Consider the following 19,237-nt stretch of genomic DNA (forward strand, 5'->3'; position numbering starts at 1 on the left):
CCTTCGGCAGGGCGACGGGAGCACATCCGATGCCCCGTTAGTGTGGTTGTTCTGCGTACGCAATGCCTGGAGGTTTCCCCGTGTCCTGGTCAGCCTCGGTGGCCGCCGACGATCCCCAGTCCGTCCCCGTCACTCTGGACGAAGCGGCGGAGCGGGCGACGAGCGCCGCCGGCTGGGTGGAGGAGAACTGGTCCACCTGGCTGAACACCGGTCTGCGCATCGTCCTCATCCTGGTCGTCGCGCTGCTGCTCCGGATGGCCATCCGCCGCGCGCTGACCAGGCTGATAGAGCGGATGAACCGGTCCGCCCAGGCCGTGGAGGGCACCGCCCTCGGCGGGCTGCTGGTCAACGCCGAGCGGCGCCGCCAGCGCTCGGAGGCGATCGGTTCGGTACTGCGCTCGGTCGCGTCCTTCCTCATCCTGGGCACGGCCGGCCTGATGATCCTGGGCGCCTTCCAGATCGACCTGGCACCGCTGCTCGCCTCGGCCGGTGTCGCCGGCGTGGCGATCGGCTTCGGCGCCCGGAACCTCGTCACGGACTTCCTCTCCGGAGTCTTCATGATCCTGGAGGACCAGTACGGCGTCGGCGACTCGGTCGACGCGGGGGTGGCGTCCGGCGAGGTCGTCGAGGTCGGTCTGCGGGTGACGAAGCTGCGCGGCGACAACGGCGAGATCTGGTACGTCCGCAACGGCGAGATCAAGCGGATCGGCAACCTCAGCCAGGGCTGGGCGACGGCCGCCATCGACGTGACGGTCCGCCCGACGGAGGACCTGGACCGGGTCCGCACGGTGATCACCGAGGTCGCCGAGGCCATGGCGAAGGAAGAGCCGTGGAACGAGCGCCTGTGGGGGCCGGTCGAGATCCTCGGCCTCAACGAGGTGCTGCTCGACTCGATGACCGTCCGCGTGTCCGCGAAGACCATGCCGGGCAAGGCCCTGAGTGTGGAGCGCGAGCTGCGCTGGCGCATCAAGCGCGCGCTCGACGCGGCCGGCATCCGGATCGTCGGCGGTGTCCCGGCACAGGCGGAGGAGGCCGCCGCCGACCCGACGGCTGGCATGGCCGCCCCCTCGGCCTTCTCCTCGGCGACCTCGCCGCAGTCCGCCGCGACCACCCCGCTGCCGCCGTCCTCGCCCAACCTCTCGAAGTAGGACGGCCCCCGGCAACGGAGGGCCCCGCGCCCGCCCGTCCCCGACGCCCCCGCAGGTAACGCTTTGGTTGCCTTCGGGGGCGTCGTGCGTCCGCGGGTATTGACGCCCAGGTGACGCCCGTCCTACGGTCCTCCCACCGAATAGGAAACTTTCCTAACAGTGCAGTTGGGGAAGCGGGCCGACGGGCAGCAGAATGGCCCCGTCCAGAGCCGAAGGGCAGGTGCATCCGACATGGCCGGTACGACCCCGGGAACCCCCGGCACCCCTCGTGTCCTGCGGGCCATGAACGACCGCGCCGCCCTCGATCTGCTGCTGGAGCACGGCACGCTCTCCCGGACCCGGATCGGCAAGCTCACCGGGCTCTCCAAGCCGACCGCCTCACAGCTGCTCGCCCGCCTGGAGGCCGCCGGGCTCGTCGTCGCCGGCGGCACCACCGCGGGCCGGCCGGGACCCAGCGCGCAGTTGTACGCCGTCAACGCCCGGGCCGCCTTCGCCGCCGGCCTCGACGTGAACCCCGGCCGGATCCGCGCCGCCGTCGCCGACATCACCGGCGAGGTCGTCGGCGCGTTCGAGCTGAGGACCCCGGGACGCGCCGCCGAGGGCGTCGTCCGCCAGGTCACGACCGCCCTCGACGGCGCGGCCAAGGAGGCCGGGATCACCGCGGCCGAGGTGCACCGCCTCGTCATCGGCACCCCCGGCGCCTTCGACCCGGCCACCGGCCGGCTGCGGTACGCCTCCCATCTGCCCGGCTGGCACTCCCCCACCCTCCTGGAGGAACTGGCCGCGGTGCTCCCGATGCCGTTCGAGTACGAGAACGACGTCAACCTCGCCGCCATCGCCGAGCAGCGCCTGGGCGCCGCACGCGGCCACGACAACTTCGTGCTGCTCTGGAACGAGGAGGGTCTCGGCGCCGCCGTCGTCCTCGGCGGCCGGCTGCACCGCGGCTTCACCGGCGGCGCGGGCGAGGTCGGCTTCCTGCCGGTGCCCGGCACCCCGCTCGTGCGGCAGGTCACGAAGGCCAACTCCGGTGGCTACCAGGAGCTCGCCGGTGTCCAGTCCGTACCCCGGATCGCCCGCTCCCTCGGCATCGAGACCGTCGAGCAGCCGTACGTCGCCACCGCGTCCGGGCTCCTCGCGCACGCCGCCGCCCACCACGGCGACGACCCGCGCCACGCCGCGCTCCTCGACCGGTACGCCGAGCGCCTGGCGACCGGACTCGCCTCCGTCGTCGCGGTGCTCGACCCCGAACTCCTCGTCCTGTCCGGCCAGGTGAACGTGGCCGGCGGCGAACCCCTGCGCGAGCGCGTCCAGTCCGAACTGGCCGAGCTCGCGGCCTCCCGCCCCCGGCTCGTCCTCGGCACCGTGGACCGCGACCCCGTACTGCGCGGCGCCCTCGAGAGCGCCCTCGCGGCGACCCGCGACGAGGTCTTCGACACCTCGCGGTAGCCCCCGCCCACCGACCACCCCCGGCGCCCGGCGCCCTGGGGTCCGACCGCCACACCCTCCGTCCCCTTCCCCGCCGCCCCTTCGTCACAGGGAGACTCCGTCATGCCCGTCCGTCCGCGCAGAGCCGCGATCGCGCTCGCCGCCACCGCCTCCATGGCCCTCCTCGCCTCCGCGTGCACCGGTTCCGCCGGCAACGGCGCGACCGACGACCCCGCCGCGAAGACGACGATCACCTTCTGGCACGGCTGGTCCGCCCCGGCCGAGGTGAAGGCGATCCAGGACAACGTCGACCGCTTCGAGAAGTCCCACCCGAACATCACGGTGAAGGTCGTCGGCAACATCAACGACGACAAGCTCAACCAGGCGCTGCGCGCCGGCGGTTCGAACGGTCCCGACGTCGTCTCCTCCTTCACCACCGCCAACGTCGGCAAGTTCTGCGCCTCGGGCGCCCTCGCCGACCTGAAGCCCTTCCTGGAGAAGGACAGGGTGGACCTGGACAAGACCTTCCCGAAGGTCCTCCAGGAGTACACGCAGTTCGAGGGCAAGCGCTGTTCGCTGCCGCTGCTGTCCGACGCGTACGGGCTCTACTACAACAAGGACGCCTTCGAGGCGGCCGGCATCACCGCGCCGCCCAAGACCTGGACCGAGTTCGCGCAGGTCGCGAAGAAGCTGACGAAGCCGAAGGGCGACTCGTACGAGCAGCTCGGCTTCATGCCGAACTACCTCGGCTACGAGACCGTCGTGAGCCACTACATGTCCCAGTGGAACCACCGGTACTTCGACGCCCAGGGCAAGTCCAACGTCGCCGCCGACCCGGCGTTCGCCGAGATGATGACGTACCAGAAGTCGCTCGTCGACGGACTCGGCGGGTTCGCCAAGCTGGACAAGTACCGCACCACCTTCGGCGACGAGTGGGGCGCCAAGCACCCCTTCCACACCGGCCAGGTCGCCATGCAGCTCGACGGCGAGTGGCGGCTGAACTTCATCAAGGACGCCGAGGTCGGCTTCGAGGTCGGCGTCGCGCCGCTGCCGGTCGCGGACGACGAGGTCGCGGAGTACGGCAAGGGCTACCTCTCCGGCACGATCATGGGCATCGCTCCGCAGAGCAGGAAGCAGAACGCCGCCTGGGAGCTGGTCAAGTACATGACCATGGACACGGAGGCCGTGGTGAACTTCGCCAACGGCATCGGCAACGTGCCCTCCACGCTGGAGGCGCTCAAGTCCCCGAACCTGAAGTTCGACGCGCGCTTCAAGACCTTCCTCGACATCGCCCGGCACCCGCGGTCCTCCACCTCGGACGGCGCGGTGAACGGCTCGGCCTACCAGGACACCCTCCAGGACTTCGCCCAGAAGTACGAGAAGGGCCAGGTCACCGACCTGCGCAAGGGCCTCGGGGAGACGGCGGCCCAGATCGACCGCGACATCGCCCAGGCGAAGTAGCGGCCGGGACACGCCCTCATGAGCACCGGCACCCTGCCCACGAAGCGGCCGGCCGCACCCGCCGCCGCACCCCAGGACGGGCGTCGCACGCTGCGGTCGAGGCGCACGCGCAACGCGCTTCGCACCGCGGCGTTCATGTCGCCCTGGCTGATCGGATTCGGCGTCTTCTTCGCCTATCCGCTCCTCTCGACCGTCTACTTCTCGTTCATGAAGTACGACGGCCTCAACCCGCCGACCTGGCGGGGCCTGGACAACTGGACGTACGTCTTCCAGGACATGCCGAAGTTCTGGCCGGCGATGCAGAACACCCTCTGGCTGGCCGTCGTCATGGTCGCCTGCCGGGTCGTGTTCGGCCTCGGCGTCGGCCTGCTGATCACCAAGATCAAGACGGGCGTCGGCGTCTTCCGCACCCTCTTCTACCTGCCCTACCTCGCCCCGCCGGTGGCCGCGACGCTCGCCTTCGTCTTTCTGCTCAACCCCGGCACCGGACCGGTCAACTCGCTCCTGGAGGCCGTGGGGGTCCCCGCCCCCTCCTGGTTCAACGACGCGGACTGGGCCAAGCCGGCCCTGACCGTCCTCGCCGTGTGGGGCGTCGGGGACCTCATGGTCATCTTCATGGCCGCGCTGCTCGACGTGCCGAAGGAGCAGTACGAGGCCGCCGAGCTGGACGGCGCCTCCGCCTGGCAGCGGTTCCGGTACGTGACCCTGCCGAACATCTCGCCGATCATCCTGTTCGCCGTCGTGACCGGTGTCATCGGCGCGATGCAGTACTACACCCAGCCGATCGTGGCCTCCAAGGTCGCGTCGGGGGTGATGGGAGGCTCGGGCGTCACCTTCGAGCCGGGCTACCCGGACGACTCGACGCTCACCCTCCCGCAGCTGGTCTACAACCTGGGCTTCGGCCGCTTCGACTACGGCGCCGCCTGCGTCGTGGCGCTGGTGCTCTTCGCGCTCTCCATGGCCTTCACCGCGCTGCTCATGCGGCGGCGCGGCGGCCTGATCGGCTCGGGTGACTGATCCATGACGACTGCCTCCCCGCTCGACCGCCCCCTGACGGACCCCGTCGCGAGGGCGGCCCGCCGCCGGTCGCTGCTGCACTGGATCGCGGTGCACTCCCTCGGGATCGCCGCGGCCCTGTTCTTCGTGCTGCCGTTCGTCTTCGTCCTCCTGACGTCCCTGATGAGCGACCAGCAGGCGCTCACCCGCGACCTCACGCCGAACACCTGGCACTGGGACAACTACGTCCGCGTGCTGGACACCCCCGGCTTCCTCACCTGGTGGCGCAACTCCCTGCTGTACGCGGGGCTCGGCACCGCGCTCGTGGTGCTGTCCTCGGTCCCGGTCGCCTACGCGCTGGCGAAGTTCCGCTTCCGCGGCCGGCACCTGTCGCTGCTGCTCGTCATCTCGATGATGATGCTGCCGCCGCAGGTCGTGATCATCCCGATGTACCTGTTCTGGGCGAAGCAGCTGGACCTCTCCGGCACGCTGTGGCCGCTGATCGTCCCGATGGCCTTCGGCGACGCCTTCGCCATCTTCCTGCTGCGCCAGTTCCTGCTGACGATTCCGGACGAGTACGTCGAGGCGGCCAGGATCGACGGCTGCGGCGAACTGCGCACCCTCGTGCGGATCGTGCTCCCGATGGCCAGGCCCGGCATCGCCGCCGTGGCGCTGTTCCAGTTCTTCTACTGCTGGAACGACTACTTCGGACCGCAGATCTACGCGTCCGAGAACCCCGGCGCCTGGACCCTGAGCTACGGCCTGGAGTCCTTCAAGGGCGCCCACCACACCGACTGGAACCTGACCATGGCCGCGACCGTCCTGGTCATGGCCCCTGTGATCCTCGTGTTCTTCTTCGCCCAGAAGGCGTTCGTCGAGGGAGTCACACTGACCGGAGTGAAGGGCTAGCTGACGATATGAAGCTCGCTGTCGTGGGGGGCGGCTCCACCTACACCCCCGAACTGATCGACGGGTTCGCGCGCTTGCGCGACACCCTGCCCATCACCGAACTCGTCCTCGTGGACCCGGCGGCCGACCGCCTCGAACTGGTCGGCGGACTCGCCCGGCGGATCTTCGCCAAGCAGGGCCACGACGGCAGGATCGTCACCACCGGCTCGCTCGACGAGGGAGTCGAGGGCGCCGACGCCGTCCTGCTCCAGCTGCGGGTCGGCGGACAGGCCGCCCGCGAACAGGACGAGACCTGGCCGCTGGAGTGCGGCTGCGTCGGGCAGGAGACCACCGGGGCCGGCGGGCTCGCCAAGGCCCTGCGGACCGTCCCGGTCGTCCTGGACATCGCCGAGCGGGTCCGGCGCACCAGTCCGGACGCCTGGATCATCGACTTCACCAACCCCGTCGGCATCGTCACCCGCGCCCTGCTGCAGGCCGGCCACAAGGCCGTGGGTCTGTGCAACGTCGCGATCGGCTTCCAGCGCAAGTTCGCGAGGCTCCTCGACGTGGCCCCGTCCGACGTCCACCTCGACCACGTCGGGCTCAACCACCTGACCTGGGAGACGGCCGTACGCCTCGGCGGACCCGAGGGCGAGAACGTGCTGCCGCGGCTGCTCGCCGAGCACGGCGACGCTGTCGCCGACGACCTGCGCCTGCCGCGCGCCGTCGTGGACCGCCTCGGGGTCGTCCCCTCGTACTACCTGCGCTACTTCTACGCCCACGACGAGGTCGTCAGGGAACTCGGCAGCAAGCCCTCCCGGGCCGCCGAGGTCGCCGCCATGGAGAAGGAACTCCTCGCGCTGTACGGCGACCCGGCGCTCGACGAGAAGCCGGCGCTGCTCGGCAGGCGGGGCGGCGCGTTCTACTCCGAGGCGGCCGTGGACCTGGCCGCGGGGCTGCTGGGCGGCGGCGGTTCGCCGTACCAGGTGGTCAACACGTACAACAACGGCACCCTTCCCTTCCTGCCGGACGACGCCGTCGTCGAGGTCCAGGCCGCGGTGGGGGCGCAGGGGGCGTCGCCGCTGCCGGTCGCCCCGGTCGACCCGCTGTACGCGGGGCTGATCGCGCACGTGACCGCGTACGAGGACCTGGCTCTGGAGGCCGCCCTGCGCGGCGGGCGCGACCGGGTGTTCAAGGCGCTGCTCGCCCATCCGCTGGTCGGGCAGTACGCGTACGCCGACGGGCTCACCGACCGGCTGATCGCGCACAACCGGGAGCACCTCGAGTGGGCCTGAACGGAAGCCTGCTGGCGATCGACGCCGGCAACAGCAAGACCGACGTCGCGGTCCTCGGCAGGGACGGCAGCGTCCTCGGCGCGGCCCGCGGCGGCGGGTTCCAGCCGCCGGTGGTCGGTGTGGAGGCGGCGCTGGACGGGCTGGCGGAGATCGTGGGCCGGGCCTGGGCCGCGGCCGGCGGCCGGGCGCCGGCGCACGTGTTCGCGCACGTCTCCGCGTGTCTGGCGAACGCTGATCTCGCCGTCGAGGAGGCGGAGTTGCAGGCCGCGATCGAGGCGCGCGGGTGGAGCCGCTCGGTGCACGTGCGCAACGACACCTTCGCGCTGCTGCGCGCCGGGGTCGACGAGCCGCGCGGGGTCGCCGTGGTCTGCGGTGCCGGGATCAACTGCGTGGGGATGCTGCCGGACGGCCGGACCGCCCGCTTCCCCGCGATCGGGAAGATCTCCGGCGATTGGGGCGGCGGGGGCGGGCTCGCCGACGAGGCCCTGTGGTGGGCCGCCCGCGCGGAGGACGGGCGGGGCGAGCCGACCGCCCTGTCCCGGGCCCTGCCCGCGCACTTCGGTCTGGAGACGATGTACGCGCTGATCGAGGCCCTGCACCTGGGCCGGATCCCGGCGGCCGGGCGGCACGAGCTGACGCCCGTGCTGTTCCGGGTGAGCGCAGCGGGCGACCCGGTCGCGCGGTCCCTGGTGCACCGGCAGGCCGAGGAGGTGGTCGCGCTGGCCACGGTCGCGCTCGGCCGGCTCGGGCTGCTCCACGAGGAGACGCCGGTGATCCTGGGCGGGAGCGTGCTCGCCGCCCGCCATCCCCAACTCGACGGGCGGATCGCGGAACTCCTCGCCGTGCGGGCGCCGAAGGCCGTCGTCGGGGTCGTGACCTCGCCGCCGGTGCTCGGCGCGGGGCTGCTCGCGCTCGACGCGTGGGGCGACGGACCCGAGGCGGCGGCCCGGCTGCGGGCCCACTACGCCTGAGTCCGGGCGGCCCGCAGGCGGTCCCGCGACGGGCACGGGAGACGGGGCGTCCCCTGACAAAGGGGGCGCCCCGTTTCGACTTCACCCGTACGTGGTGGAACCGAACCCCGCCGCCCGGCGTATTCAAGGTGGGGGATCGCCTGCCGGGGCGGCTGGGGCATGGGGCACGATAGGAACAAGATCGAGTCAATCCCGGTGTGCGGGTGGGCCTCTGAGGCCATACTGCTGGCCGGGCGGTCGTCTTCCGGACAGCGGAGGGGCGACTGCCGACGTCAGCGACCGAGGGGGAGGTCCCGTGACATATCCGCCGAATGCGCCCGCCGCCTCGGCGCCGGGCACGGCGCCCGCGTACCCGGGCGCCGCCGCCGGCGTGCCCGCCCAGCCGTCGGTTCCGCCGCCCGCCACCGCGCCCGACGCGGGACCGGGAGCCTGGTCGGAGGTCAAGGAGCGGCTGCGCCGGGCCGCGACCACCGAGCCGGGCCGGCTGCAGATCCTCGGCGCCGTACTGGCCCTGCTGGTCGTCGCGTTCGGTGCGGTCACCGCACTCGAGGTCGCCGACCGGGCCGGCTCCGCAGACGACGTGGTCACCCGCAGCCAGCCGCTGAGCGCCGACGCCGCCGACATCTACCGCTCGCTCGCCGACGCCGACACCGCCGCCGCCAGTGCGTTCCTCTCCGGCGCGCAGGAGCCCGCGGACATCCGGAAGCGGTACGCGCAGGACATCTCCACGGCCTCACGGCTGCTGGTCAGGGCGGCGTCGAGCACCGAGGGCTCGACGGAGTCGGGCCGCGAGATCGCCACGCTCAACGAGCAGCTCCCCCGCTACACCGGGCTCATCGAGCGCGCCCGGGCCGCCAACCGGCAGGGCCTGCCGCTCGGCGGGGCCTACCTCCGGTACGCGAACCAGCAGATGACCACCGAGCTGCTGCCCGCCGCCGAGCGGCTCTACGAAGCCGAGACCGCGCGCCTCCACCAGGACGACGAGGACGCCCGCGACCGGCCGTACCTCTCCCTGCTGCTCGGGATCGCCGTGCTGCTGGTCCTGTTCTGGGCGCAGCGACGCAACTACCGGCTGACGAACCGGGTGTTCAACCACGGTCTGCTCGCCGCCACCGCCGCGTCCGTGATCGTGCTGCTGTGGCTCGGCACCGCGCACACGCTGGCGCGCGCCGGGCTGACGGACGCCCAGGAGCACGGCCAGAGCTCGCTCCAGGTGCTCAACACGGCCCGCATCAGCTCCCTGAAGGCCCGGGCCAACGAGAACCTGACCCTGGTCGCGCGCGGCGCCGTCCTCACCGACGACGGCAAGAACGACAAGTACGAGACCGACTACACCACGAGCATGTCGGCGCTGACCGACGCGCTGGGTGAGGCCCGGGAACTGGCCGACGACGACGCGGGCCGCGGCCCGCTGGCCGAGGCGGCCTCCCGCACCGGCGAATGGCAGCAGCGCCACAAGGGCGCCCGCGCCAAGGACGACGCGGGAGACTTCGAGGGCGCGCTGAGCCGGGTCATCGGCCCGAAGGAGTCCACCGGGCAGTCCTTCGACCAGATCGACGCGGCCCTGGAGCGGGCTCTGGACCACGAGCAGGCGGAGTTCACCGCGGCCGCCGAGAGCGGCCGGGGCGCGCTGACGGCCCTGCCGCTGGGCGCGGGCGTGCTCGCGGTGCTCGGCGCGGCGGGCGCCGTGATGGGCATCAACCGCAGGCTTTCGGAGTACCGGTGAGAGGGGGAGGGATGCACTACGGCGTCGACGACGCGGGGAGAAGTGCCCCGGCCGGACCCGGCCGACGGCCCCTGTCCCGGCTGCGCGGCTGGGGCGGGGTGGCGGCGATGGCCGTGGCCTGCGGGCTGACCGCCTCGCTGACCCTGCTGCCGCTGGCCCGCGGCGGCCACCGTGCCTCGGCCGCACCGACGGTGAGCGGCCCCGGCGTCGGCATCGGCGTGCCGGTGCGGGCGGACACCTGCGAGAACCCGGAGGCATCGCTCACCCCGTCCGCCGCCGACGGCCCGTCGATCGCCGCGATCAAGAAGCGCGGCAAGCTCGTCGTGGGCGTCGACCAGTCCAGCTACCGCTGGGGCTACCGGAATCCGGGCAAGCGCACGCTCGAGGGCTTCGACATCGACCTCGCCAAGGCGATCGCCAAGGACATCCTCGGCAGCGAGGACAGCGTCATCTTCCGCGCCATCCCGACCAACCAGCGGATCGCGGCCCTGGAGAGCGGCAAGGTCGACCTCGTCGTCCGCACGATGACGATCAACTGCAAGCGGATCCGGCAGGTCGCCTTCTCCACGGCCTACTTCCAGGCCGGCCAGCAGGTCCTCGCGCCCAAGGAGGACTCCACGATCCAGGGGTACGGTCCCTCCCTGAAGGGCAAGCGGGTCTGCACCGCGGAGGGCTCGACGGCCTACGAGGCCCTGGAGAGGAACTCCTTCGGCGCCGTCTTCAAGGACGAGGGCGACGGCACCAAGGACGACAAGGACCTCCTCACCGTCCCCAACCAGCTGGACTGCCTGGCCCGGCTCCAGCTCGGCGAGGTCGACGCCGTCGTCACGGACAACGCGCTGGCGGCCGGCCAGGCCGCGCAGGACCCGGCGATCGAGCTCAAGGGCGAGCCGTTCACCACGGAGTACTACGGCGTCGCCGCCAAGCTCGGCAACGACGACCTGGTCCGCCGGGTCAACCAGGTCCTGGTGCGCTACCGCCAGGGGCCGTGGCAGGCGGCGTACGACAAGTGGCTGAAGGCGGACCTGCCCGGGATATCCGGGCCGCCCGCACCCAAGTACAAGTAGAGCGAGAGGTGATCGATGGGCGTCACGGGACCCCCCGGGCCGGTGATGGACCGGGACGAGGTGGACCGTGCGCTGGCGCGGCTCGGCGCGGAGCACAAGGCCGTCGAGGACTCCCTCCTCGCCCTCCAGGACCACGCGGGCCGCAGGCTGCTCGAAGGCGCCGAGCTGACCGGGACCACCCGGGAGCGGTGGCACGCCACCGACGGCTCGATCACCCTGCTCTGGACCTATTTCGACGCCTACACCGCGGCCCTCTCGTCGGCTCGTGAGCTCCGCGCGCGCCGGCGCTGGTCCAGCCGCGAGGACCTCGTCGAGCTGACCGACCGGCTGCGGGGCGAGAGCGTGCTGGTCTCCGGCGGCACCCAGCAGCCCGCCGCGTCCATCACCGGGCCCGCCCGGCTCACCGAGCGCTTCACGCTGGAGCGGCTGGTGGACCGGATGAACGAGCTCTACGCCGCCTCGCTCGACGTCGTCGTGACCGCCGACGCCGTCTGGTCCGCGCTGCCCGCCCGGATAGACCTGCTCGCCGCGGAGCTCGGGCGCACGCGGTCGCTCGCGCACTCGGTCGGGGTGCGCCCCGGGGAGCACCCGGCCGGCGACGAACTGGAAGCGATCACCGCGGAGCTGGGCTCGCTGCGCACCGAGGTCGTCACCGACCCGCTGGCCTTCTGGAAGCCCGCGGCGGGCAGTTCGGCGCCCGGCGGAGGACGGCCCGACACCGCCCGCTACGACCGGGCGGCGCGCGCGCTGGAGGACGTGCGGCGCGAGATCGAGGCGGTCCTCACCGTCCGGAAGGACTCCGAGGAGCGGCTGCTGCGGCTGCGGGACGTGCTCTCGCGGGCCGATCGGACGCTCGCCGAGGCGCGGGCGGCGCGCGGGGAGGTCCTCGCCAAGATCGCCGCCTCGGAGGTGCCGGCCGTCAGCGGCCCGCCGACGGTCCTCCAGGAACGGCTCGCGACGGCCGCCGAGTACCGCAGGCACGCCCAGTGGCACCGGCTCTCCCCGCTCCTGGAGTCCCTGGAGGTGGAGGCGGAGGACGAACTGCACCGTGCCCGGGAGTCCCTGACCGCCGTGACCGCGCCGCTCGCGGTCCGCGCCGAGCTGCGCGGCCGGCTCGACGCATACAAGGCGAAGGTGGCGCGGCTCGGGGCGGCCGAGGATCCGCTGCTCATCGAGCGGTACGACACGGCGCGCCGGATGCTGTGGAGCGCGCCCTGCGATCTGCGGGTCGCCGAGCAGGCGGTGCTGCGATACCAGCAGGCGGCGGCAGAGGTTCTGTCCGGGCCGAGAGACGGCAGGGGGAGTCAGTGGTGAGCGGAGGAGCGGGAGAGGCAGTGGTGGGCACCTGTCAGCGCCCCTCGTGCGAAGGCTCGTACGAGGACATGGGCGACGGCGAGCTGTACTGCGACACCTGCGGTCTGGCCCCGGTGGTGGCGCCCGGGGGCATGCTCCGGTCCACGCCGACCGGGATGGCCGTGGCCGGCAGGGGCGGTTCGGGATCGGGCTCGGCCCGTTCGTCGTCGCGCGCCTCCACGGCCACGTCGTCGGGCGCCTCGTCCCGCTCGTCGCGCTCGTCGCGCTCCGCCACGTCCAGGCGCTCGGTGTCCGGGCGGCTCTCCCGTGCCCTGTCGGGCAGCAGCACCGGGCGTTCGGTCTCGGTGCGCAGTTCCGGCGCGTCGACCGGCCAGTCCGGGCGCAACCGCCTGGGCGCCGGCCTGGTCTCGATCCCGGAGGTGCCGCGCCCCGACCCGCGGGCCGCCGTGATGGAGAACCCCGAGGTCCCCGAGCGGAAGCGATTCTGCTCGCGCTCCGACTGCGGTGCCCCGGTGGGCCGCGCGCGCGGGGAACGGCCCGGGCGGACGGAGGGGTTCTGCACCAAGTGCGGCCACCCCTACTCCTTCGTGCCGAAGCTGCGCGGCGGGGACGTCGTGCACGGCCAGTACGAGGTCGCGGGCTGCCTCGCCCACGGCGGTCTGGGCTGGATCTACCTCGCCGTCGACCGGGCGGTGTCCGACCGCTGGGTGGTCCTCAAGGGCCTGCTCGACACCGGCGACCAGGACGCGATGGCCGCGGCGATCTCCGAGCGCCGCTTCCTCGCGGAGATCGAGCACTCCAACATCGTGCGGATCTACAACTTCGTCGAGCACCTCGACCAGCGCACGGGCTCCCTGGACGGCTACATCGTCATGGAGTACGTCGGCGGCAAGGCCCTCAAGGAGATCGCCAACGACCGCCGGACGCCGGACGGGCGGCGCGACCCGCTGCCGGTGGAGCAGGCGTGCGCGTACGGGATCGAGGCCCTGGAGGCGCTCGGCCACCTGCACAGCCGGAACCTGCTGTACTGCGACTTCAAGGTCGACAACGCGATCCAGACCGAGGACCAGCTCAAGCTCATCGACATGGGCGCCGTGCGGCGGATGGACGACGACGAGTCGGCCATCTACGGCACGGTCGGCTACCAGGCGCCCGAGGTGGCCGAGCTCGGGCCGTCGGTGGCCAGCGACCTCTACACGGTGGCGCGCACGCTCGCCGTCCTGGCCTTCGACTTCCAGGGCTACACGAACGTCTTCGTGGACTCGCTGCCGGACCCGGACCACATCGAGGTCTTCCGGACGTACGAGTCCTTCTACCGGCTCCTGGTGCGCGCGACGGACCCCGATCCGGCGCGCCGCTTCGCGTCCGCGCAGGAGATGGCCGAGCAGCTGACGGGCGTCCTCCGGGAGGTCGTCGCCCTGCAGTCGGGCCGGCCTCGGCCGGCGCTTTCGACACTGTTCGGCTCGGAACTCCGGGTGACGGACACGCAGTTGTTCGCCGAGCTGACGGAGGACGTCTCCGCGCTGGGCGCCCGGGAGTCGCGCGGCGGGCGCCGCGGGGCCACGCCGGCGGCTCCGGCGCTGCCGCCGGGTGCTCCGGCCCTCCCGTCCGCCGCACCCGGCCCCGGGGCCCCCGAGGGTCCCTTCCTGACGCCGGTCGACGGGAAGTCCACCTCGCTCGCGCTGCCCGTGCCCCGGGTCGACCCGGGCGACCCCAACGCCGGTTTCCTGGCCGGTCTGATGGCCTCCGCCCCCGCCGAGCTCATCAGCGCCCTGCACACCGCGCCGGCGCCTTCCCTGGAACTGCGGCTGCGCGAGCTGCGGGCCCGCCTGGAGATGGGCGACCTCGGCTCGGCCGGGCGCGCCCTGGTCACCCTGGAGGAGCAGCATCCGGACGACTGGCGGGTGGTCTGGTACCGCGGCGTCACGTCCCTGGTGACGGGCGACCACGAGAACGCCGCGGTCTCCTTCGACGCGATCTACGACGCCTTCCCCGGCGAGCCCGCCCCCAAGCTGGCGCTGGGCATCTGCGCCGAGGTGCTCGGCCAGCTCGACAACGCGGCGGAGTACTACCGCCTGGTGTGGACGACCGATCCGAGTTACGTCAGCGCCGCGTTCGGGCTCGCCCGGGTGCAACTGGCCGCGGGCGACCGGGCCGGGGCCGTGCACACCCTGGAGTCGGTCCCGGAGGCGTCCATCCACTACACCGCGGCGCGGGTCGCGGCGGTGCGGGCGCGGCTGCGGCGACGCGCGGCGCACGACCCCCTCGACGGCGACCTGACGGCCGCCGCTGCACAGGTGTCCGCACTCCAGGGGTTCGGTCTGGACGCGGTCCGCCGGGAGCAGTTGACGACGGAGGTCCTCGGCACCGCGCTCGACTGGGTACTCTCCGGAAGTCCCGGTGCGGGGCCGGGCGGCACGCTGCTGCTCGGCAGTGAACTGGACGAGCGCGGACTGCGCTTCGGCCTCGAACGCTCGTACCGGGTGCTCGCCCGGCTCGCTCAGCGGGGCGAGGAGAGGATCGAACTGGTGGAGCGGGCCAACCGTTTCCGCCCCCGGACGTGGGTGTGAGTATGTCCCAGATGCCCCAGCACGAACTCTCCGCCTGCCCCGGCTGCGCGGAACCGCTGGATTCGAACGACCGGTTCTGCGGGGCGTGCGGCCACGACCTGTCGGCCGCGGCCGTGCCGGAACCGGACCGCCCGACGATCGCGATCGGCACCCCCGTCGACTGGCCGGAGGCGCCGGCCCGCGAGCCGGGTTCGCTGTCCACCTCGACCCAGCACCCGGGCGACCTCCCCGGCACGGACTCGGGGGGCCGCGACCTCGCGGCGACGCCGCCCGCCCGGGGGGCGGCGGGAGCCGAGGCCGCGGCGGCCGCGCCCGAAGCCGGGCGTCCCGCCCGGGACCTGCCGACGATCCCGGTCCGCACGGACGGGCCGCACGCGGCGGCCACGTCCGGCGACGGCCTGGCGGCACTGGCCGCCGGCGGGCGCGGCCCCGCCCGGGGCGCGGCCGTTCCGGCCCAGGCGCCCGCGCCCACGGCCACCGCGGCCGACGGCGACTTCCGGCTCGCCGCGCCCGACCCGCGCACCGCCGCCGCGCAGCCGCCGGCCGCGCCCGCTCCGTCGGCACCACCCGCTCCGTCGGCTCCGCCCGCAGGTGCCAAGGTCTGCGTCGCCTGCCGGGCCGGCCACGTCGACCCCGACGGCTACTGCGAGAACTGCGGGCACGCGCAGCCGCGCGAGCGCGACCACATGGAGCAGGAACTCGCCACGGTGGCCGCCGTCAGCGACCGCGGACTCCGCCACCACCGCAACGAGGACGCCTTCGCCGTCGCCGCCACCACGCTGCCCGGCGGCTCCCCCGCCACGCTCGCGATCGTCTGCGACGGTGTCTCCTCGGCGACCCGCCCCGACGAGGCGTCCGCCACCGCCGCGGACACGGCCGGCCGCTCGCTGCTCGCCGCCCTGCCCCGGGGCACCAACCCGCAGCAGGCCATGCACGAGGCGATCGTCGCCGCCGCCGAGGCGGTCAACGCCCTGGCCGAGGACCCGGCGCAGGACGCCATGGAACACGATCCGCACCGCCACCAGAACGCCCCGGCGTGCACCATCGTCGGAGCGATCGTCGCCGACGGCCTGCTGATCGTCGGCTGGATCGGCGACAGCCGCGCCTACTGGGTGCCCGACGACCGCACCACCGCACCCGCCCGGCTCACCCAGGACGACTCCTGGGCGGCCCAGATGGTGGCCGCCGGCCTGATGAACGAGGCCCAGGCGTACGCGGACGAGCGGGCCCACGCGATCACCGGCTGGCTGGGCGCCGACGCGTACGAACTGGAGCCGCACACCGCCGCGTTCAAGCCGGACCGCTCGGGTGTGGTCGTGGTCTGCACCGACGGGCTGTGGAACTACGCGGAGGGCGCCGACGACATGGCGCGGATCGTGCCGGCGGACACCGCCGGCCGGCTGCTGCACGGCGCCCAGGTGCTGGTCGGCCACGCTCTGGACGGCGGGGGCCACGACAACGTAACAGTGGCGCTGCTGCCGTTCACCTTCGCACCGCAAGGGGCAGGATCGGCCTGAAAGGTCGCCCTCGTCCCGTCCTCGACCCGCTGATCCCGCCGCGGGCCTCACGGCCCCTTCCCTTTCTTGTCCCGCTGTTCCGTGACACGTCGCCGTCCCGACGACGCGCGTCGTCACGCTGTTGCCGAGGAGCCCGATCAGATGGCGAACTTCTCCAAGTCGAACGTGCCGCAGTTCTCGGTGGACGTGTACCAGAACGAGTTCCTGCCGGAAGGCGGGCGTGAGGTCAGCGCCATCGTCACGGTCACCTCGACCGGCGGCGGGACGACCGGCGGCGCCGCGCTCGCGGACGCCCGCCCCGGTGGCGGGAGCGACGCCGCCGTGGTGATCATGGTCGACTGCTCCGGCTCGATGGACTACCCGGCGACGAAGATGCGGGGCGCGCGCGACGCGACCGCCGCCGCCATCGACACCCTGCGCGACGGCACCTCCTTCTCCGTGGTCGCCGGCACGCACGTGGCCGCCGAGGTCTACCCGGGCAACGGCCGTCTCGCCGTCGCCGACTCCGCGACCCGCGCCCAGGCCAAGGACGCGCTGCGGCGGCTGACCGCGGGCGGCGGGACGGCGATCGGGACCTGGCTGCGGCTCGCGGACCGGCTCCTCGCGTCCGCGGACGTGTCGATCCGGCACGGCATCCTGCTGACCGACGGCCGCAACGAGCACGAGTCGCCCGAGGCCCTGCGGGCAGCGCTGGACGCCTGCGCGGGACGCTTCACCTGCGACGCCCGCGGCGTGGGAACGGACTGGGAGGTCAAGGAGGTCACCGGCATCGCCTCGGCGCTGCTGGGCACCGCCGACATCGTCGCCGACCCCGGCGGCCTGGCCACGGACTTCACCACGATGATGGAGAACGCCATGGGCAAGGAGGTCGCGGACGTCTCGCTGCGCCTGTGGACCCCGGTCGGCGTGGAGATCCAGTTCGTGAAGCAGGTGGCGCCGACGGTGGAGGCGCTGACCGACCGGCGTACCGAGGCGAGCCCGCGGGCCGGCGACTACCCGACCGGATCGTGGGGCGACGAGTCCCGCGACTACCACGTGTGCGTCCGTGTCCCCCAGGCCGCGGTCGGCCAGGAGATGCTCGCCGCCCGGGTCTCGCTGATCGTTCCGGACCCCGCGGGAGGCGCCCCGCGGACGCTGTCGCAGGGGCTGGTACGGGCGGTCTGGACGGACGACATGGCCATGTCCACGTCCATCAATCCGCAGGTCGCGCACTACACCGGCCAGGCCGAGCTGGCCCAGGTCATCCAGCAGGGACTGGACGCCCGCAAGTCCGGCGACCGCGACGGGGCGACCGCCAAACTGGGCCGCGCGGTCCAGCTGGCCGCGGCTTCCGGGAACGCGGACACTGCGAAACTCCTTTCGAAGGTGGTCGACGTCGTGGACGCGGCGACCGGTACTGTGCGTTTGAAGGCGAAGGTCGCGGAAGCGGACGAGATGACTCTCGAGACCCGCTCCACCAAGACGGTTCGCGTCAAGAAGTAGCCCGGCCAGGGGGCCGGACGACGAGAGGGGGAAGCACCGACATGCCGACCTGCCCGAACGGACATCAGTCGGTCTCCGACGACTGGTGCGAGGTCTGCGGCCACCGCATGGCCGGGGCGGGCGCGCCGGCGGGTGCCGTACCGCCGCCTCCCCCGCCGCCACCGCCCGCGTACGGCTACCCCGGTCCGGGCGGGCCGGGCTCCGGCTTCCCGCCGCCGGCCTCCGGCGGCTTCGGCCCCGGTGGCGATCCGAACGCGACGGCCCAGGCGGAGCTCTGCCCGCAGTGCCGCACGCCGCGTGAGCACATGGCGCCGTTCTGCGAGGAGTGCCGCTGGAACTTCCTCACGAACACGGCGACCTCCTACACGCCGGTGGCTCCCCCCTCGCAGCAGCAGAGCCCGCCGCCCGGACTGAACCTGCCGCCGGGCTTCCAGTCGCCGCCGCGCCAGCCGGATCCGTACGAGTACCAGGGCTCGCGGCCGTCGCAGATGAACCGGCCCGCCGAGCCGCTGTCGGCCGACCCCACGCACCACCAGGCACCGCCGCAGCGTCCGCCGATGCAGCAGCAGCCCCCGCACGGCGGGCCGCCGCAGGGGTACCAGCAGGCACCGCCGCCGCCCCCGCCGTCCTTCTTCCAGAGCCCGCAGGCGCCGCCGCAGCACCAGCAGCCGGCACCACCCGCCCCGCCGCAGCACCAGACGTCCGGCGGGGGCGACGACTGGATGCTGCCGCCGCCCTCGCAGCAGCAGGCGCCGCCGCCCCCGATGCCCCAGCAGCACGTGCAGCAGCCTCCGCAGCAGCAGTACCAGCCGCCCCGGCCGCCCGCGGGCTGGTCGGCGTACATCGGTCCGGACCGCGACTACTTCATGGCGATGATGCAGCGCAGCGGCCCGGAGGCCACGGGCCTGAACCTGCCCGCGTACTCCCCCGAGAAGCAGCTGACGCTGCAGGGCAACCAGATCAGCATCGGCCGCCGCCGGCACTCCACCGGCGAGTCGCCCGACATCGACCTGGCCGTGCCGCCGGAGGACCCGGGCGTCTCGCACCAGCACGCGGTGCTGGTGCAGCAGCCGGACGGCTCGTGGGCGGTGGTGGACCAGAACTCCACCAACGGCACCACGATCAACGGCGCCGAGGAACCGATCCAGCCCTACGTCCCCGTCCCGCTCCAGGACGGCGACCGGGTGCACGTCGGCGCCTGGACCACGATCACGATCCGCCGCGGCTAGGTCGGCTCCGGCCGCGGGGGGGGGGGCCCCCCCCGGGGGGCCCCCCCCCCCGCCCCCCCCCCCGCCCCCCCCCCCCCCCGCGGCCCCCCCCCGCCGCCCCCCCCCCCCCCCCCCCCCCCCCCCCCCCCCCCCCCCCCCCCCCCCCCCC

General features: G+C 73.3%; 14 protein-coding genes. All 14 read left to right on the plus strand.

From position 1 onward, the window contains the following. Positions 1 to 62 precede the first annotated feature (62 nt). On the plus strand, positions 63 to 1,148 hold the full coding sequence (locus ACGFZF_RS04375; RefSeq protein ID WP_393550973.1) for a mechanosensitive ion channel family protein: 1,086 nt from the start codon (positions 63 to 65) through the stop codon (positions 1,146 to 1,148). A gap of 231 nt (positions 1,149 to 1,379) precedes the next feature. Then, a complete protein-coding gene (locus ACGFZF_RS04380; RefSeq protein WP_393550974.1) occupies positions 1,380 to 2,594 on the plus strand; it encodes an ROK family protein in 1,215 nt (404 codons plus the stop codon). A 102-nt stretch (positions 2,595 to 2,696) separates the two neighbouring features. Further along, positions 2,697 to 4,034 carry an ABC transporter substrate-binding protein gene (locus ACGFZF_RS04385; protein WP_393550975.1) on the plus strand — a complete coding sequence of 446 codons (1,338 nt, stop codon included), beginning with the start codon at positions 2,697 to 2,699 and terminating at the stop codon, positions 4,032 to 4,034. Between the two features lie 135 nt (positions 4,035 to 4,169). Then, entirely contained in the window at positions 4,170 to 5,051 is an 882-nt protein-coding gene (locus ACGFZF_RS04390) for a carbohydrate ABC transporter permease (RefSeq protein WP_393551015.1), read from the plus strand. A gap of 3 nt (positions 5,052 to 5,054) precedes the next feature. Then, positions 5,055 to 5,939, plus strand: coding sequence for a carbohydrate ABC transporter permease (locus ACGFZF_RS04395; RefSeq protein WP_393550976.1), 885 nt, complete (start codon positions 5,055 to 5,057; stop codon positions 5,937 to 5,939). 8 nt (positions 5,940 to 5,947) lie between these two features. Further along, positions 5,948 to 7,213: a 6-phospho-beta-glucosidase gene (locus tag ACGFZF_RS04400; RefSeq protein WP_393550977.1), complete on the plus strand. Its 1,266-nt coding sequence runs from the start codon at positions 5,948 to 5,950 to the stop codon at positions 7,211 to 7,213. Next, a complete protein-coding gene (locus ACGFZF_RS04405; protein WP_393550978.1) occupies positions 7,204 to 8,184 on the plus strand; it encodes an N-acetylglucosamine kinase in 981 nt (326 codons plus the stop codon). The genes ACGFZF_RS04400 and ACGFZF_RS04405 overlap by 10 nt, the downstream gene beginning before the upstream one ends. 295 nt (positions 8,185 to 8,479) lie before the next feature. Beyond that, a complete protein-coding gene (locus ACGFZF_RS04410) occupies positions 8,480 to 9,910 on the plus strand; it encodes a hypothetical protein (protein WP_393550979.1) in 1,431 nt (476 codons plus the stop codon). A gap of 11 nt (positions 9,911 to 9,921) precedes the next feature. Next, positions 9,922 to 10,977 (plus strand): glutamate ABC transporter substrate-binding protein, encoded by a 1,056-nt coding sequence (locus ACGFZF_RS04415; RefSeq protein WP_356777562.1) that lies wholly within the window; start codon positions 9,922 to 9,924, stop codon positions 10,975 to 10,977. A gap of 15 nt (positions 10,978 to 10,992) precedes the next feature. After that, positions 10,993 to 12,291, plus strand: coding sequence for a hypothetical protein (locus tag ACGFZF_RS04420; RefSeq protein WP_393550980.1), 1,299 nt, complete (start codon positions 10,993 to 10,995; stop codon positions 12,289 to 12,291). A gap of 68 nt (positions 12,292 to 12,359) precedes the next feature. Further along, on the plus strand, positions 12,360 to 14,861 hold the full coding sequence (locus ACGFZF_RS04425) for a tetratricopeptide repeat protein (RefSeq protein WP_393551016.1): 2,502 nt from the start codon (positions 12,360 to 12,362) through the stop codon (positions 14,859 to 14,861). Positions 14,862 to 14,863: 2 nt separating this feature from the next. Then, complete coding sequence (locus ACGFZF_RS04430) at positions 14,864 to 16,378, plus strand: protein phosphatase 2C domain-containing protein (RefSeq protein WP_393550981.1); 1,515 nt, start codon at positions 14,864 to 14,866, stop codon at positions 16,376 to 16,378. A 141-nt stretch (positions 16,379 to 16,519) separates the two neighbouring features. Beyond that, complete coding sequence (locus ACGFZF_RS04435; RefSeq protein ID WP_393550982.1) at positions 16,520 to 17,860, plus strand: VWA domain-containing protein; 1,341 nt, start codon at positions 16,520 to 16,522, stop codon at positions 17,858 to 17,860. Between the two features lie 41 nt (positions 17,861 to 17,901). Further along, a complete protein-coding gene (locus tag ACGFZF_RS04440; protein ID WP_393550983.1) occupies positions 17,902 to 19,089 on the plus strand; it encodes an FHA domain-containing protein in 1,188 nt (395 codons plus the stop codon). Positions 19,090 to 19,237: the final 148 nt, after the last annotated feature.

Source organism: Streptomyces sp. NPDC048338, from assembly GCF_043201055.1.
In the GTDB taxonomy this organism is placed as follows: Bacteria; Actinomycetota; Actinomycetes; order Streptomycetales; family Streptomycetaceae; genus Streptomyces.